Source organism: Streptomyces sp. PL-25, assembly GCF_058344915.1.
On record NZ_CP136997.1, the window covers coordinates 4,516,866 to 4,530,623 of the forward strand.

The window sequence follows — 13,758 nt, forward strand, 5'->3', positions numbered from 1 at the left end:
CAGGTCGTCAGCACAGCGTCACCGCTTCGCCGTCGCCCTGCGGCCAGACCGTCAACGGGGTGAAGCCGCAGTGCCCGCACTCGCCGAACACCGTGACCGGCGCACCGCCCGACAGGGCCACCAGCCGCCACAGTCCCGGGCGCCCGCCGGCCGCCGCGGTCACGGGCAGCGCCCGGTCCGTCCCGGCGTCGGCCAGCTGCCAGGAGTCCCCGGCCGGTACCGGCACCACGTCCCGCAGCGTCACCGGGACCGACTCCAACCAGGGGTCGTGCCGCAGCGCCTCGCCATAGCGCGCCGCGGCCTCGGCCGTCGTCACCCCGGGCGGGCGTATTCGGGTGGGCGCCGGGGCGGCGAACCGCTCGCCCAGGGCCACGCGCTGCCGCCCGTCGCCCGGGTACGCGGCGACCTCCGCGTCCAGCGCCAGGCCGACCGGCAGCGACATCTCCGGCGCCCGGCCGGCCGCGCCGTAGGACAGCAGCAGCGCCGTACGCCCGGACGCGGCGCCGTGCAGCCAGATGCGGCGGGTGGTCAGCTTCGCGTCCGCCGTGTCGTACTGGGCGAGGACGAGCCAGCTGTCGCGCGCCGGCGGGCCGTCCGCCGAAGCGGGCAGGCCCACCCGGGACCGGACCGTCGCCGCCAGCTCGGTGGGCAGCCGCTCGTGGCGCAGCCAGCCCTGGTCCAGCAGATGCAGCAGCGCGCACTCCTCCAGCAGCCGCGCCGGCCAGCCCGGTCCGGACGACGGGATCGCGCCCAGCTCCCGCACCCGGGCCGCGAGCCCCGGCGCCTGCGCGTCGACCATGCGGGCCGCGGTCTCCTCCCACAGCCCGTACCCCGCCTGCTCGGCCGCGGCCAGGCCGCCGCGCAGCAGATCGGACAGCCGCCGCTCCAGCTCCGCCGCCCCGGCGCTGATCCGCTCGGCCCGGCGCTCCGCCCGCCGCCGCGCCGCCTCCGGATCGGCGGCGCTCCGGGCCTCCTGCCCCGCCCGCTGCTCCGCCTTGTCCGCGGTCCGCTTGCGTCTGCCCGCCAGCCACTGCGCGGCCCACTCGGGCGCCCGCTCCTCGGGCACGGTCGCGAGCGCGCTCTCGCCGCCCGCCCACACCAGCAGCAGCCCGAGCGCGTGCTTGCACGGGAACTTACGGCTCGGACAACTGCACTTGTACGCGGGACCCGCCGCGTCGGCGAGGTCCACGACCGTCTGATACGGCTTGCTGCCGCTGCCCTTGCACAGCCCCCACACCGTCCCTTCGTCCGCACTCCCCGTCTCGGACCACGGTCCCGCCGTGCCGAGTTTGCTTCCCGCTTTGCGTGACGCGGGGTCAGGTGCCAGTGCCAGCACCTGGTCCGCGGTCCAGCGCGCCCCCTGCTGAGTCATGCCATCGAAGGTAGATCCCCCCACTGACAATCGGCCTCGCGAGGGCGTTTCCGCAGGTCGGAACGCATTGTCAGTGGGGTGGTGCACGGTTGGTGGCAGATCCGAACCGGCCGAGCTGGAGGGGGCCTCAGCCATGTCTGTGACCGTTGAACCGACGTCCGTCGAACCGAGCCACGAGAACTCCGCGCCCGCGAACACGGGCGAGGAACAGAGCACGCAGTCGCTGCGCCCGCACGCCGAGGACGCCTTCGCCGCCGAACTGGCCGCGCTGGCTGCGCAGGACGACCGTCCGCGCCCGGCCCGCTGGAAGCTGTCCCCGTGGGCCGTGGCGACCTATCTCCTCGGCGGGACCCTGCCGGACGGCACGGTGATCACGCCGAAGTACGTCGGCCCGCGGCGGATCGTCGAGGTCGCCGTCACCACGCTCGCGACCGACCGCGCCCTGCTCCTGCTCGGTGTGCCCGGCACCGCCAAGACCTGGGTCTCCGAGCACCTCGCCGCCGCGGTCAGCGGCGACTCCACGCTGCTGGTGCAGGGCACGGCGGGCACCCCGGAGGAGGCCATCCGCTACGGCTGGAACTACGCGCGGCTGCTCGCGCACGGCCCCAGCCGCGACGCCCTGGTGCCCAGCCCGGTCATGCGGGCCATGGCGCAGGGCATGACCGCCCGCGTCGAGGAGCTGACCCGCATCCCCGCCGACGTGCAGGACACGCTGATCACGATCCTGTCGGAGAAGACCCTGCCGATACCGGAGCTGGGCCAGGAGGTGCAAGCGGTCCGCGGCTTCAACCTGATCGCCACGGCCAACGACCGCGACCGCGGGGTCAACGACCTGTCCAGCGCGCTGCGCCGGCGGTTCAACACCGTGGTGCTGCCGCTGCCGGAGACCCCCGACGCCGAGGTCGACATCGTCTCGCGCCGCGTCGACCAGATCGGCCGCTCCCTCGACCTGCCGTCCGTCCCGGACGGCGTGGACGAGATCCGCCGGGTCGTCACCGTCTTCCGCGAACTGCGCGACGGCGTCACCACGGACGGGCGTACGAAGCTGAAGTCGCCCAGCGGCACGCTGTCCACTGCCGAGGCGATCTCCGTCGTCACCAACGGGCTCGCGCTGGCGGCGCACTTCGGCGACGGTGTGCTGCGGGCCGGGGACGTCGCCGCGGGCATCCTCGGCGCCGTCGTCCGCGACCCGGCGGCCGACCGCGTCATCTGGCAGGAGTACCTGGAGACCGTCGTCCGCGAGCGCGACGGCTGGAAGGACTTCTACCGGGCCTGCCGGGAGGTGAGCGCGTGACCGGGACGGGAGTCATGGGGCACGGCACGGGGGACGGCGCCGTGCGGGCCGGCGCCGACGAGGAGCCGAGCTGGACGGGCGGACGGGGACGACGCGCACAGGGGGGACGGCGTGACAGGCGCTGAGCGGAGCGACGGGCAGAACGTCGAGAAGGAGAACGGCCGCAGGGACGAGACGGAGAACGGCCGCAGGGGAGAGAAGGAGAGCCGCGGGGCGGGGGCGGGGCCGCTGCTGCTCGGGGTGCGGCACCACGGGCCCGGTTCCGCGCGGGCGGTGCGGGCGGCGCTGGATGCCGCCCGGCCCCCGGTGGTGCTGATCGAGGGCCCGCCGGAGGCGGACGCGCTGATCGCGCTCGCCGCCGACGAGGACATGCGGCCGCCGGTCGCCCTCCTCGCCCACGCGGTGGACGAGCCCGGCCGCTCCGCCTTCTGGCCGCTGGCCGAGTTCTCCCCGGAGTGGGTCGCCCTGCGCTGGGCGCTGGAGCACGGGGTGCCCGCCCGCTTCATCGACCTCCCGGCCACCCACACCCTGGCGTGGCAGGCGGAAGAGGAAGAGGCGGAGACCGGCCCCACGGACGACGCCGACACGGGCGCCGCCGAACCCGCCGATTCCGCCGATCTCAACAACCGAGCCGACCCCGCCGAACCGGGCAGGGAGACCACCACCGGTCCCGGCTCCGTCCCGGCCCCCGGCGCCGACGTGCGGGTCGATCCGCTCGCCGTGCTCGCCGCGACGGCCGGATACGACGACCCCGAGCGCTGGTGGGAGGACGTCGTCGAGCACCGGGGCCCGGGGAGCGAGGACGCGTTCGCCCCGTTCCTGGTGCTGGAGGAGGCCATGGGCGCGCTGCGCGAGACGTACGGGAGCCGGGACCGTGACCTCGTGCGCGAGGCGCACATGCGGCTCCAGGTGCGGGCGGCGCAGCGGGAGTTCGGGGACGGCGTGGCCGTGGTGTGCGGGGCCTGGCACGTGCCCGCGCTGCGGCAGCGGGCCACCGTCACCGCCGACCGGGCGCTGCTCAAGGGGCTGCCCAAGATCAAGACGGACATGACCTGGGTGCCGTGGACGCACCGCAGGCTGTCCCGGTTCAGCGGGTACGGCGCGGGCATCGACGCGCCGGGCTGGTACGCGCACCTGTTCGGGGTGCCGGACCGGCCGGTCGAGCGGTGGCTGACGAAGGTGGCCGGGCTGCTGCGCGAGGAGGACCGGATCGTCTCCTCCGCGCATGTCATCGAGGCGGTACGGCTGGCCGGGACGCTCGCGGCGATGCGGGGCCGTCCGCTGCCGGGGCTGAGCGAGACCACCGACGCGGTGCGGGCGGTGATGTGCGAGGGATCGGACGTCCCGCTGGCCCTGGTGCGCGACCGGCTCGTCGTCGGGGACGTCCTGGGCGAGGTGCCGGAAGCGGCGCCAGCGGTGCCGTTGCAGCGGGACCTGACCCGCCTTCAGCGCCGGCTGCGGCTCAAGCCGGAGGCGCTGGAGCGCGAGCTCGAACTCGACCTGCGCAAGGAGACCGACGCCGGCCGCAGCCGACTGCTGCACCGGCTGCGGCTGCTGGGCGTCGACTGGGGCGAACCCGCCGTCTCCCGGGGCAGCACCGGAACCTTCCGCGAGACCTGGCGGCTGCGCTGGGAGCCGGAGCTGTCGGTGCGGGTGGCGGAAGCCGGGGTGTGGGGGACCACGGTGCTCTCCGCCGCCACCGCCAAGGCGGAGGCGGACGCCGTGGGCACGGACGTCCTCGCCGAGGTGACCGCCCTCGCCGAGCGCTGCCTGCTCGCCGAACTGCCGGACGCGCTGCCCGTGGTGATGCGGGTGCTCGCGGACCGCGCGGCGCTCGACGCGGACGTCGGGCACCTCGCGCAGGCGCTGCCCGCCCTGGTCCGCTCGCTGCGCTACGGCGATGTGCGCGGCACGGACACCGAGGCCCTGGCCGGGGTCGCCGCGGGACTGGCCGAGCGCGTCTTCGTCGGGCTGCCCCCGGCCTGCGTCGGCCTGGACACGGACGCGGCGCAGGAGATGCGCCGTCATGTGGACGCCGCGCACACGGCGGTGGGCCTGCTCGGGGACACCCTCGACGCCCGCCACGGCGATCTGCGCGCCCGCTGGCACGGCGTGCTCAGGACCCTGGCCGGCCGGGACACCGTGCCCGGCGTCGTGCGGGGCCGGGCGGTGCGGCTGCTGCTCGACGAGGGGGAGATCGCCCCGGACCGGGCCGCCCTGTTCATGGGGCTCGCCCTCTCGCCGGGCACACCGCCGCCGGACGCCGCCGCGTGGATCGAGGGCTTCGTCGGCGGCGGGGGCGGGATGCTGCTCGTGCACGACGAGCGGCTGCTCGGGCTGGTGGACGCCTGGCTGACCGGAGTCCCGGCGGACGCCTTCACGGACGTGCTGCCGCTGCTGCGGCGCACCTTCTCGGCGTACGAGTCCGGGGTGCGCAGAACCCTCGGGGAACTGGTGCGGCGCGGCCCGGCCCACGGCGGGGGCGGCCCGGCCGGGAGCACCGCGGCGGGGACGCCCGGCTTCGCCGCGGACCTCGACCCCGACCGGGCCGGAGCGGTGCTGCCGGTGGTGCGGCTGCTGCTCGGCCTGGACGAGAGCGGAGCCGTGGCGGGGGCGGCGGCGGGTTCCGGCCCGGGAGCCGCGGAGAAGACCGGTGACGCGTACGCGGGGGCGGCGCGATGACACCGGCGGAGGGGAGCGAGGCGACCGGGACGACAGAGACGACCGGCCGGGACGCGGCAGGCGTGAGGGTCACGGGGGACGGCGGAGACGGCGAGGGCGGCGGGGTCATGGGGGACGGCGGAGACGGCGAGGGCGGCGGGGGCATGGGGGACGGTAGGGCCAAGGGGGACGTGAGGGATATGGGGACCATGACGGACAAGACCGGAGTGGCGGGCGCGGGGGACCTGACCGGGTCGGCCGGAGTGGCGGACGCGGCTGACGTGACCGGAGCGGCTGGAGTGACGGGCGCGGCGGATGTGACGGGGACGGCCCGAGGTGCGGGGGACCCCGGGCAGGAGCGGCTGCGGCGGTGGCGGCTGGTGCTCGGCGGGGACGCGGCGGACGGCACCGGCCGCGCGCTGACCGGGCGGGACGCGGCGATGGACGCGGCCCTGGCCGCGCTCTACGGCAAGGGGGACAGGCCGCAGGGCCGGGGCGCGCGGGACCGTTCGGCGGGTCTGGGCGCCTCGGCGCCCTCGGTGGCGCGCTGGCTGGGGGACGTCCGGACGTACTTCCCCTCCTCCGTCGTCCAGGTCATGCAGCGGGACGCCATCGACCGGCTCGGCCTGTCCGCGCTGCTGCTGGAGCCGGAGATGCTGGAGGCGGTGGAGGCGGACGTGCACCTCGTCGGCACGCTGCTGTCTCTCAACAAGGCGATGCCCGAGACGACGAAGGAGACGGCGCGGGCCGTGGTGCGCAAGGTGGTGGAGGACCTGGAGAAGCGGCTCGCCACGCGCACCCGGGCCACGCTCAGCGGCGCCCTGGACCGCAGCGCCCGCATCAGCAGGCCCCGCCACCACGACATCGACTGGAACCGCACCATCGCGGCCAACCTCAAGCACTATCTGCCCGAGTACCGCACGATCGTGCCGGAGCGGCTGATCGGCTACGGGCGGGCGTCCCAGTCGGTGAAGAAGGAGGTCGTCCTCTGCATCGACCAGTCCGGGTCGATGGCGGCCTCGGTGGTCTACGCCTCGGTGTTCGGGGCGGTGCTGGCGTCGATGCGGTCGATCAGCACCCGGCTCGTCGTGTTCGACACGGCGGTCGTGGACCTCACCGACCAGCTCGACGACCCGGTCGACGTGCTCTTCGGCACCCAGCTCGGCGGCGGCACGGACATCAACCGGGCGCTGGCGTACTGCCAGTCGCAGATCACCCGGCCCGCCGAGACGGTCGTGGTGCTGATCAGCGACCTGTACGAGGGAGGCATACGCGACGAGATGCTGAAGCGGGTCGCGGCGATGCAGGCGTCGGGGGTGCAGTTCGTGACGCTGCTCGCGCTCTCCGACGAGGGGGCGCCCGCGTATGACAGGGAGCACGCGGCGGCGCTGGCGGCGCTCGGCTCACCGGCCTTCGCCTGCACGCCCGACCTGTTCCCGGAGGTGATGGCCGCGGCGATCGAGAAGCGCCCGCTGCCCGTCCCCGCGACGGCGTGAAGCGCCCTGAGCGGAAGGCGGGGCCGGATGAAAACGGACAAGGCCGGACAAGGGAGAGACCCGTCCTACTCATCAGTAACAGGGGCTTGCGCGGCGACGGGAGGCGCGTGCGAGTATCGGTGCCCCTCGCACGGACACCTCCGCGGGCCCAGCGGACCCGGATGGCCGAAAGCCGTCGGTTTCTCCGGTCGTCTCCTCGGAACCTGCGGGAGGACCGGCTGGTCCCCATTGGGGTGGGGACCAGCCGGCCCGAGCCCCCTCGGGGCTCTTCCAGGGGTCTCACCGGGTCAACCCCAGCCCGGTGAGACCTCGCGGGACCGGCCGTCGCGCGGCACGCGGTGCCAGGTGGGACGGCATCATGTGACAGGTATCACCGCTCACGTGTGACCCTGGATTTATGGCGCCCCGGCAAGCGGCGATAACCTGCGAGATGGACATGCCGCGCGCTCGGACACCGTGTGCGCCCCCCTTGTGACAAGCGGACGTCACGTTGCCCTTCGCGGCACGCCCACGCATCCAACGAACCGCGAGATCACTGATAGGGACGGAAGCGCGTGGACCTGTTCGAGTACCAGGCGAGGGACCTCTTCGCCAAGCACGATGTACCGGTGCTGGCCGGTGAAGTCATCGACACGCCTGAGGCGGCGCGCGAGATCACCGAGCGTCTGGGCGGCAAGTCCGTCGTCAAGGCGCAGGTGAAGGTCGGTGGTCGCGGCAAGGCCGGTGGTGTGAAGCTCGCCGCCACCCCGGACGAGGCCGTCGCGCGCGCGACGGACATCCTCGGCATGGACATCAAGGGCCACACGGTCCACAAGGTGATGATCGCCGAGACGGCCCCCGAGATCGTCGAGGAGTACTACGTCTCCTTCCTCCTCGACCGCGCGAACCGCACCTTCCTCTCCATCGCCTCCGTCGAGGGCGGCATGGAGATCGAGGAGGTCGCGGCCACCCGCCCCGAGGCCGTCGCCAAGACCCCGATCGACGCCATCGACGGCGTGACCCCGGAGAAGGCCCGCGAGATCGTCGAGGCCGCGAAGTTCCCGGCCGAGGTCGCGGACAAGGTCGCGAACGTCCTGGTCACGCTGTGGGACACCTTCATCAAGGAGGACGCCCTCCTGGTCGAGGTCAACCCGCTGGCCAAGGTCGCCTCCGGTGAGGTCATCGCCCTCGACGGCAAGGTGTCGCTGGACGACAACGCCGAGTTCCGTCACCCCGACTTCGAGGAGCTCCACGACAAGGCCGCGGCCAACCCGCTCGAGGCCGCCGCCAAGGAGAAGAACCTCAACTACGTCAAGCTCGACGGCGAGGTCGGCATCATCGGCAACGGCGCGGGTCTCGTCATGAGCACCCTGGACGTCGTCGCGTACGCCGGTGAGCAGCACGGCAACGTCAAGCCCGCCAACTTCCTGGACATCGGCGGTGGCGCCTCCGCCCAGGTCATGGCGAACGGCCTGGAGATCATCCTGGGCGACCCGGACGTCAAGTCCGTCTTCGTCAACGTCTTCGGCGGCATCACCGCCTGTGACGAGGTCGCCAACGGCATCGTCCAGGCGCTGAAGCTCCTGGAGGACCGCGGCGAGCAGGTCACCAAGCCGCTGGTCGTCCGCCTCGACGGCAACAACGCCGAGCTGGGCCGGAAGATCCTCACCGACGCGAACCACCCGCTGGTGCAGCGCGTCGACACCATGGACGGCGCGGCCGACAAGGCAGCCGAGCTGGCCCACGCCGCCAAGTAAGCACTCAGGACGAGGACACCAACACACCATGGCTATCTGGCTCAACAAGGACAGCAAGGTCATCGTCCAGGGCATGACCGGCTCCACGGGCATGAAGCACACCAAGCTCATGCTGGGCGACGGCACCAACGTCGTGGGCGGCGTGAACCCGCGCAAGGCGGGTCAGACCGTGGACTTCGACGGCACCGAGGTACCGGTGTTCGGCACCGTCGCCGAGGCCATCGAGAAGACCGGCGCCGACGTCTCCGTCATCTTCGTGCCGGAGAAGTTCACCAAGGACGCGGTCGTCGAGGCCATCGACGCCGAGATCCCGCTGGCCGTCGTGATCACCGAGGGCATCGCCGTGCACGACTCGGCGGCCTTCTGGGCGTACGCCGGCAAGAAGGGCAACAAGACCCGCATCATCGGCCCGAACTGCCCCGGCATCATCACCCCGGGCCAGTCGAACGTCGGCATCATCCCGGGCGACATCACCAAGCCGGGCCGCATCGGCCTGGTCTCGAAGTCCGGCACGCTGACGTACCAGATGATGTACGAGCTGCGGGACATCGGCTTCTCGACGGCCGTCGGCATCGGCGGTGACCCGATCATCGGCACCACGCACATCGACGCGCTCGCCGCGTTCGAGGCCGACCCCGACACCGACCTGATCGTCATGATCGGTGAGATCGGCGGCGACGCCGAGGAGCGCGCGGCCGACTTCATCAAGGCCAACGTGACCAAGCCGGTCGTCGGCTACGTCGCGGGCTTCACCGCGCCCGAGGGCAAGACCATGGGCCACGCCGGCGCCATCGTCTCCGGTTCGTCCGGCACCGCCCAGGCGAAGAAGGAGGCCCTGGAGGCCGCGGGCGTCAAGGTCGGCAAGACCCCGACCGAGACGGCCAAGCTGGCCCGCGCCATCCTCAGCGCCTGACAAAGCGCCGGAGAAAGCGCCTCCGCGTAAGCGGAGCAGCGGTGGGCCCGCGCCCGGCGACATGCCGGGTGCGGGCCCACCGCCGTATCCGGGGCCGAAGCCGCGTGGGCGGCCGGGTCACCGGGCCTCGGGCGCCAGCCGCTCCGGTCCGGCGTCGGCCTGCTTCTTCAGCGCGGCCCGCAGTCGCTGCTCCTGCTGCGACAGCGGGCCGAGCGCGCCCGGCGCCGGGAGGCCCTGGACCGCGTGGCCGGGGGAGACCGGTGCGAAGTAGCGGGTGGGCGCGGTATGCAGGGTGAGCGCCGTGGCGCCGATGATGGTGACGGTGAACGCGATGGCGGACCGCGTCCAGAAGCGGGTGCTGCGCTCCCCGGCGGTGCGCACCGCCACCGGAGCCGCCGGCCCGGCAGACACCTCGGTCCCGGTCCCCGCCCCGGTCCCCGCCCAGATTCCGGACCCACCGCCCGGAGCCGCCCCAGGCCCCGCCGGGACCCCGCCGCCCGGGACCCCGGCGCGCACCGCGGCGCCCGCGCCCACCACGCTCCCCACCGCGACCCCCGCGCCCGCGGCCACCGCCACACCGGGCCCCATGACGGGGCCGGTCGCGGCGAGGTGCCAGGCGGAGCCGAGCCGTACCAGACGGCGGTGGAGTTCCGCCGGGTCGGCCAGTTCGGGCAGGCAGGCGGCGACGGCCTCGCGGGCGTGCATCAGCCGGTTGGCCGTCGCCGGGGTGCTCGCCTCGGTCTCCGCCGCGGTCTCCGGCAGATCGAGGCCGACACCGTCGTAGAGGACGAGCGTGCGCCGGTAGGACGGCGGGAGGCGCAGCAGCGCGTGCTGGAGGGCGCGGTCGGCGGGCTCGGGGGGCGGGTCGGGGATCCTGTTGCGGGGCAGGAAGCGGTACCAGGGGGAGAGGGCGCAGTCGTACGCCAGCGCGCGCATCCAGCCCGCCGGGTCGCGGTCGTGGGCCACTTCGGGCCAGCGCTGCCAGGCCAGTTGGAAGGCGCGCTCCACGGCCTCGCGGGCGCGGTCCCGGCGGCCGGTGAGCAGGTAGGACTGGCGGACGAGGGCGGGAGCGCAGAAGGCGTACAGCGCGTCGAAGGCCTGAGCGGGCGTCAGGGGCTTCCCCGCGCCTACGCCCGTGCCCGCGCCCGCTTTCGCAGTTCCCTGAGTGCGCGTCAGAGCGGCGTCGGGACCGGCGTGTCGGGCGTCCGGGGGCGGGGGCGGGGGCAGCGGCTTCGTATGACTGTTCGTCACAGTGCGTCCCTCCGTGTGAATAGGCACATAAACGTATATTGAGCGACACAGCGGAGGTTCGCCTGTTGCGCCGGGAATGCGTGTGACGTTGGGAGCATGGCGGGCGTGATCCAGACGACCCATGGACGTCCGCCGCTGCCACGCCTGCGCGCCCGGGTGCGGGACCGCTCGCCCGGACTCGGCGCCGGTTTCCTGGGCGGGGTGGTCGCAGCGGGGCTCGGTCTCGGCTCGTTCGCCGTCCTCGGCATCGTGCTGTGGATCAGCTCGCCGTACCCCGACAGCGGGCCGGGCGGCGCGCTGCACACGGCCACCGCGCTGTGGCTGCTGGCGCACGGCGCCGGACTGGTCCGCGCCGACACCCTCACCGGTGCGCCCGCGCCCATCGGGCTGATCCCGCTGCTGCTGGCCGTGGCGCCGCTGGTGCTGGTGCACCGGGCGGCGCGGGACGCGACCGACAGCGGCGACGGCGGGCCGCTCGTGCCCCCGCGCACCGCCTGGGCCGGTGTGGTCGGCGGCTATCTGGCGGTCGCGGTCGGCGCGGTGGTCTACGCGGCGGGCGGGTCGCTGCACCCGGCGTGGTTCTCGACGCTGCTGTGGGTGCCGTGCACCGTCGCGGCGGCGGCGGGCAGCGGCGTCTGGGCGGCGTACGGCTGCCCGCGCGCGCCCCTGGAGCAGGCGCTGCGCCGGTTCTCACCCGGCGTGCGGCGCCTGCTGCTCGCTCCCGGGCCCCGCGCGCGCCTGGGCGCCGCCTCCCGGGCGGCCGGTGCCGGTGCCGTGGTGTTCGTCGGCGGCGGCGCGCTGGTGCTCGGGGTGTCGCTGGTGGGGCACGGCGGGGCCGCGCAGGGCGCCTTTCTGCGGCTGACGGAGGGCTGGTCGGGCCGGTTCGCGATCCTGCTGCTCTGTCTGGCGCTGCTGCCGAACGCGGTGCTGTGGGCGGCGGCGTACACGCTCGGGCCCGGTTTCGCGCTCGGTGTCGGGCACACCGTCGGCCCGTTCGCCTCCGACCCGGCGCCGCTGCTGCCGCCCTTCCCGCTGCTGGCGGCGGTGCCGGACGCGGGCCCGGGTACGCCGCTGCATCTGCTGACGGCCGCGGTGCCGGTGGCGGCCGGGCTGGTCATCGGCTGGTTCGTGGCGGGCGCGGCGGTGCGGGAGGTGCCGGACGCCACGGGCGCCCTGACCGGGGTGCGGGCCTGGCCGTGGCGGCGGGCGGCGGGCGGGGCGGCCCTGGCGTGCCTGCTGTGCGCGACCGGACTCGGAGTGCTCGCCGAACTGGCGGGCGGCCCGCTGGGCAACGGCACCCTGGACGCGTTCGGCCCCGTGGGCTGGCAGGTCGCGGGGGCCGCGCTGCTGTGGACCTCGGTGGCGGCGGTGCCCACGGCGGTGCTCGTCCGGGCCTGGCGCTGCCACGGTGTACGGGTCCAGGTGGTGGCGGAGACGGCCGGGCAGCGCATCGGCAGGCCCCGCGAGGGCGGGAGGCCGCGCGACGGCGGCAAGGACGGGAACACCGGGGGCGGCAGGGCCGTCGCGAGCGGGGCGCGGGGCGCGGACACCGGCGGGCGGCTGCTGCCCGCGCGCTACGACGCCGCCCTCGAACCGTACGACGTGCTGCCGCTGGATCCGCCGGCCGCCGGGGAGGTCACCTGGGAGCCCACGGCACCCGCGGCCACCGAGACCGGCAGCCCGGAGAACACCGGCAGCGGTACCACCGGAACCACGGGTACCACCGGAACTACGGGTACCACCGGCATCACCAGTACCGACGACAGCGGCCGACCGGAGCCGCCGGACCCGGACGACGCCGGACCCGCGCCCAGCGCACCGCCGACGTCGGCCGCCCCGCCGCCCCCGTCTACCTGAAGGGCCGGGCGGCCCGCGGTCTCAGTCGTCCGTGCCGAGCATGCCCCGCAGCTCCTGCGGCAGATGCCGGTCGCAGGACTGCTGGGCCTGGTGCGTGAGCGAGTCGTTCACGCACGAGTAGTAGTCGCGGTAGACGAACTGCGCGGCGAAACCGGCCAGGACCAGGGCGAGGGCGAGGGACGCCGTGACCAGGCCGCTGATCGCCGCCGTGAGCTGCGGGCGGTTGCCCCCCGTATCGGCCCCCGTACCGGCCCCCGCGCCTGCCCCGGGACCCGCCTGGGGCACAGCCGGAGGCAGCTGCCCCTGCGGCGGGACCTGCCCCGGTACCTGCCCAGGCAGCTGTCCCGGCGCCTGCCCCGGGAACTGCCCCGGAACCTGCGGCCGCCCCGCGCCGCCCCCCGCCTGACCGGTCCCCGCCCCGGCACCGGCTCGGCGCGGCTCGGACCGCAGTGCGCTGATGCCCCAGTACAGGGCGAGCGCACCGAGCAGCAGGGCGACGGGCGACCAGCCGAACAGGACGAAGAAGACGGCCCACATACCGGCGAGCAGGGAGAAACGGGCGCGGCGCTGGGCGGGGTCCGTGGGGTCCCAGCGCATGCCGGAGCCCCGGCCGGAACCGCCCGGTCCGCCCGGTCCGCCGCCCGGCTGCTCGGGTCCGCCGGGACGCTGGGGCCGCTCGCCGAAGCCGCCGGGGGAGCGGCCGGGCTGCCGGTCGCTCCACTGGCTGCCCCAGGGCGAAGGCCCGCCACCGGGCCCCTGCCCCTGACCACCGTCCCCTTGCCCTTGCCCCTGACCGTGGCCCTCGCCGGAGCCCTGGCCGCCCGGGTGCCGGGGACGCCACGGCTGGTCGGGCGTGCCCTCGACGGGCGGAGCGAAGGGATTGTCCTCGGGGGTGCCGGGGGTGCCGGGGGCGGCGCCGCCCCGGCCGCCGCCGTCGCCCGAGGGCGCGTCCGGCGGTGTGGAGGGGCGCTCCCGCAGCAGCACGGTGCCGCGCTCCCCTCCCCGCGCCGACAGCGTTGGGAGGATGCGGAGGCGCAGGCTGCGGTCGGGCATCAAGTGAGCGTCTTCCCCTTGGTGAGTCACAACTGGTCGGACCGGTGTCCGGCACGTCCCTCACCCCTTGAACGCCCGGAGCGCACACTGCGTTCCCCGGGTGTCCCCGGCGCGTTCCCGTACCA

Annotated in this window: 9 protein-coding genes; 6 read left to right on the forward strand and 3 right to left on the reverse strand. The window is 74.8% G+C overall.

Annotated features, from left to right (window positions below; genetic code table 11):
- Nucleotides 1–7: 7 nt before the first annotated feature.
- Nucleotides 8–1,372, reverse strand: a complete 1,365-nt coding sequence (locus tag R4Z62_RS20485) for an SWIM zinc finger family protein (protein ID WP_491520558.1) — start codon at nucleotides 1,370–1,372, stop codon at nucleotides 8–10.
- A 133-nt stretch (nucleotides 1,373–1,505) separates the two neighbouring features.
- Here R4Z62_RS20485 and R4Z62_RS20490 point away from each other — a divergent pair, with 133 nt between their 5' ends.
- From R4Z62_RS20490 to sucD, 5 genes are all read left to right on the forward strand, one after another.
- Nucleotides 1,506–2,666, forward strand: a complete 1,161-nt coding sequence (locus tag R4Z62_RS20490) for an ATP-binding protein (RefSeq protein ID WP_382851638.1) — start codon at nucleotides 1,506–1,508, stop codon at nucleotides 2,664–2,666.
- Between the two features lie 228 nt (nucleotides 2,667–2,894).
- Entirely contained in the window at nucleotides 2,895–5,348 is a 2,454-nt protein-coding gene (locus R4Z62_RS20495) for a DUF5682 family protein (protein WP_491521901.1), read from the forward strand.
- 188 nt (nucleotides 5,349–5,536) lie between these two features.
- Entirely contained in the window at nucleotides 5,537–6,823 is a 1,287-nt protein-coding gene (locus R4Z62_RS20500) for a vWA domain-containing protein (protein ID WP_491520559.1), read from the forward strand.
- Between the two features lie 554 nt (nucleotides 6,824–7,377).
- Nucleotides 7,378–8,559 carry an ADP-forming succinate--CoA ligase subunit beta gene (sucC, locus tag R4Z62_RS20505; RefSeq protein WP_018564905.1) on the forward strand — a complete coding sequence of 394 codons (1,182 nt, stop codon included), beginning with the start codon at nucleotides 7,378–7,380 and terminating at the stop codon, nucleotides 8,557–8,559.
- Nucleotides 8,560–8,587: 28 nt separating this feature from the next.
- Complete coding sequence (gene sucD / locus R4Z62_RS20510) at nucleotides 8,588–9,472, forward strand: succinate--CoA ligase subunit alpha (protein ID WP_018564906.1); 885 nt, start codon at nucleotides 8,588–8,590, stop codon at nucleotides 9,470–9,472.
- Nucleotides 9,473–9,589: 117 nt separating this feature from the next.
- On the opposite strand, the gene R4Z62_RS20515 is transcribed toward sucD, so the two are convergent.
- Complete coding sequence (locus tag R4Z62_RS20515) at nucleotides 9,590–10,723, reverse strand: RNA polymerase sigma factor (protein ID WP_491520560.1); 1,134 nt, start codon at nucleotides 10,721–10,723, stop codon at nucleotides 9,590–9,592.
- A gap of 96 nt (nucleotides 10,724–10,819) precedes the next feature.
- On the opposite strand from R4Z62_RS20515, the gene R4Z62_RS20520 reads away from it, so the two are divergent.
- Entirely contained in the window at nucleotides 10,820–12,580 is a 1,761-nt protein-coding gene (locus tag R4Z62_RS20520) for a cell division protein PerM (RefSeq protein WP_491520561.1), read from the forward strand.
- A gap of 21 nt (nucleotides 12,581–12,601) precedes the next feature.
- Here the strand turns inward: R4Z62_RS20520 and R4Z62_RS20525 are convergent, their stop codons facing one another.
- Nucleotides 12,602–13,633 (reverse strand): hypothetical protein, encoded by a 1,032-nt coding sequence (locus tag R4Z62_RS20525; protein ID WP_491520562.1) that lies wholly within the window; start codon nucleotides 13,631–13,633, stop codon nucleotides 12,602–12,604.
- Nucleotides 13,634–13,758: the final 125 nt, after the last annotated feature.